Below are 2,942 nucleotides of genomic sequence, written 5' to 3' on the forward strand. Positions count from 1 at the left end.
ATCGTCCTCACCCAGAGCCCCAGCCGGTGCGGCTGCGATCAGTGCACACAGTGCGGCGGCCAGCACCCCCGCCGTCCGCGCTCGGGCACGCCGACCAACCATGCGCCTACCAGGCCGGTGGGTGTGGTCGTCCACGTGACGTCGTGCGGTGCTGGTCATGTGTGCTCCTGCTCGCGGCCATGGTCCTGCGTGAAACTACCCCGACTGTGACCGCGCGGTTCGCCGATCCACACACCGGGCACCAGGGGGCGTCAGGTGTGCGCACTACGGTCGGGGACGTGCCTGATGCCATCTACTCCCACCCGCGGGTCGCGCGCGTCTATGACCCGTTGGACCCGGACCGGAGGGACCTCGACGTCTACGTCACCCTCGCCGAGCAGCTCGAGGCCGGGACGGTCCTGGATGTCGGGTGCGGGACGGGCACGTTGGCCTGCCGACTCGCCGCGCAGGGTCGTGAGGTCGTGGGGGTCGACCCTGCTGAGGCGTCCCTCGACGTGGCCCGCGCCAAGCCCGGTGCGGGCACGGTCCGGTGGGTGTGGGGGACGGCCCCGGACGTGGCTGCCGATCCGGGCCTGCGGGGGCGCCACGACCTGGCGACCATGACCGCCAACGTCGCGCAGGTCTTCGTCGACGACGACGCCTGGTTGGCGACGCTGCGCGCGATCCACACGTGCCTGCGCCCCGGTGGGCGCCTGGCGTTCGAGACCCGCAACCCGGCAGACCGCGCCTGGGAACGGTGGACCGAACAGCTCACCCGCCAGGTCGTGGACGTCGAAGGCATGGGGCCCGTCGAGGACTGGGTGCAGGTCACCGCGGTCGACGGTGACCTGGTGACCTTCGAGTCGCCCACCATCTTCCACGCGGACGGGGAGCGGGTGGACTCCACCACGACGTTGCGCTTCCGCAGCGAGGAGGAGGTCCGGGCCTCCCTGGAGGGAATCGGGTTCACCGACATCGACGTCAGCCCGCTCCCGTACGCGCCGGACCGGGGGTGGCTGGTGGTCGCAACCGCAGGCGCCCGTCGCCCCTGCTGAGGTCCACACGCGTCGCCGCTCGACGGCATGCATTCGCGTGACTTGGTGGGAGAGCCGTCCGACCGCAGGTGTGCGATGCTCACCGCGAGACCCCGTGCGGAGTCCACGGACGCGAGGTTGTCATGGCGAAGACGCTGGCAGGCGGGTACGACGGGTCGGGGAACCTGCCCGAGCTGGAGGCGGCGATCAACCGGCAGGCCGAGCAGGGCTACCGGTTGCACACCATCACCACCGCCTCGTCCGGGAGCAAGGGCCTGGGCGGCGGTGACCGCATCCAGGCGACGATGATCTTCGAGAAGATCTGAGGGCTCGCCCGCACCGGTCGAGTCGACCGCACCACGCTCAGGAGGACCCCATGCAGTACCGCACACTCGGGCGCTCGGGAGCGGTCGTCTCCACACAGGCCCTCGGGACGATGACGTTCGGGGCCGAGGCCGACGAGGCCACGTCCGGGCAGATCATGACCACGTACGTGGAGGCCGGTGGGACGTTCTTCGACACCGCGGACGTGTACAGCGCGGGGGTCTCAGAGGAGATCATCAGCCGGTGGTTGGCCGCCCACCCGACCGACGCCGCCCAGGTGGTGCTCGCCACCAAGGGGCGGTTCCCGATGGGGGAGGGGCCCAACGACGTCGGGCTGTCCCGCCGGCACCTGCGCACCGCGCTCGAGGACTCGCTGCGCCGGCTCGGTGTCGACCACGTCGACCTGTACCAGGTGCACGCGTGGGACGCGTTGACCCCGTTGGACGAGACCCTCGGGTTCCTGGACGACGCCGTCCGCGCCGGGAAGATCTCCTACTACGGGTTCTCCAACTACCTCGGCTGGCAGGTCACCAAGGCGGTGCACGTGGCCGCCGCGCACGGTTGGTCCGCACCGGTCACCCTGCAGCCGCAGTACAACCTGCTGGTCCGGGACATCGAGCACGAGGTCGTCCCCGCCTGCCTCGACGCCGGCATCGGATTGCTGCCGTGGTCGCCACTGGCCGGTGGGTGGCTCAGCGGCAAGTACGAGCGTGACGTCCCCCCGACCGGCAGCACCCGCCTGGGGGAGAACCCGACCCGCGGCATGGAGGCGTGGGAGGCGCGCAACGCCGACGAGCGCACCTGGCGGGTGATCGACGCCGTCGGTGAGGTCGCCGGTGCGCACGGGGCGTCGATGTCCCAGGTGGCGTTGGCGTGGCTCGCCGCCCAACCGGCCGTCACCTCGGTGATCCTCGGGGCCCGGACCGTCGAGCAGCTCACCGACAACATGGGCGCCGCCGACCTCGAGCTGACCCCCGACCAGCTCGACCGGCTCACCGAGGTGAGCGCACCACGCGTCGACGACTACCCCTACGGGACGGCCGGCGTCCAGCAGCGTCACCGACCCGTCACCGGCGGACGCGGCTGAGCACCCGGCCCCACCCACCTGCCCTGACCCCAGCCCGTGGTGTCAGGGCCGGACGCACGCCACCGTCACCGAGTGGGACCGATCCGTTGCGCTTTCCGTAACGGAACGGTCCCACTCGAGTGGTGGTGACGGTGGCGAGGGGACGACGGCGCCGGGGGGAGCGGAGGGGGCGAGGGGTGGCTCAGTCCCGGCGGCGCAGGCGCAGCCAGCGGCGGGTGCGGTGCGTGGAGGGTTGCGGGGGCCGACGCGGCTCGTCGTCGGGTAGGGGGTCGATGCCGGCGTGGAACGCCACTGCCCGCCGGGTCGCGAGGGGGAGGCCGGAGTCGGTCAGGAGCGTCGCGATGCGCTCCCGCTGGGGCTCGGGCAACGGCGCCCAGGTGCGCGCAGCGCCCACCTCGAGCCAGCTGCTGATGCCGGTGCGACCCAGCTCCGACAGCGCCCCGTCGGGGTCGCTCGCGGCCCGGAGCTCCGCCTCGACGAGGTGCCACCCACCTGCGGCGCGACCCAGACGCCACCCG

At 72.3% G+C, this 2,942-nt stretch carries 4 protein-coding genes; 3 read left to right on the forward strand and 1 reads right to left on the reverse strand.

Features of this window, described 5'->3' with window-relative positions:
• Positions 1-278 precede the first annotated feature (278 nt).
• The 3 genes from N869_RS14030 (at position 279) to N869_RS14040 (ending at position 2,424) form a co-directional block, all read left to right on the forward strand.
• Entirely contained in the window at positions 279-1,034 is a 756-nt protein-coding gene (locus N869_RS14030; protein ID WP_035062611.1) for a class I SAM-dependent methyltransferase, read from the forward strand.
• A gap of 122 nt (positions 1,035-1,156) precedes the next feature.
• Complete coding sequence (locus N869_RS14035; RefSeq protein ID WP_035062612.1) at positions 1,157-1,339, forward strand: DUF4177 domain-containing protein; 183 nt, start codon at positions 1,157-1,159, stop codon at positions 1,337-1,339.
• A gap of 50 nt (positions 1,340-1,389) precedes the next feature.
• Positions 1,390-2,424 carry an aldo/keto reductase gene (locus tag N869_RS14040; protein WP_035062613.1) on the forward strand — a complete coding sequence of 345 codons (1,035 nt, stop codon included), beginning with the start codon at positions 1,390-1,392 and terminating at the stop codon, positions 2,422-2,424.
• Positions 2,425-2,605: 181 nt separating this feature from the next.
• Here N869_RS14040 and N869_RS17965 read toward each other — a convergent pair.
• The coding region (locus N869_RS17965; protein ID WP_035062615.1) for a hypothetical protein at positions 2,606-2,942 on the reverse strand (337 nt) is incomplete at its 5' end.

Source organism: Cellulomonas bogoriensis 69B4 = DSM 16987, assembly GCF_000767165.1.
Classification (GTDB): Bacteria; Actinomycetota; Actinomycetes; order Actinomycetales; family Cellulomonadaceae; genus Actinotalea; species Actinotalea bogoriensis.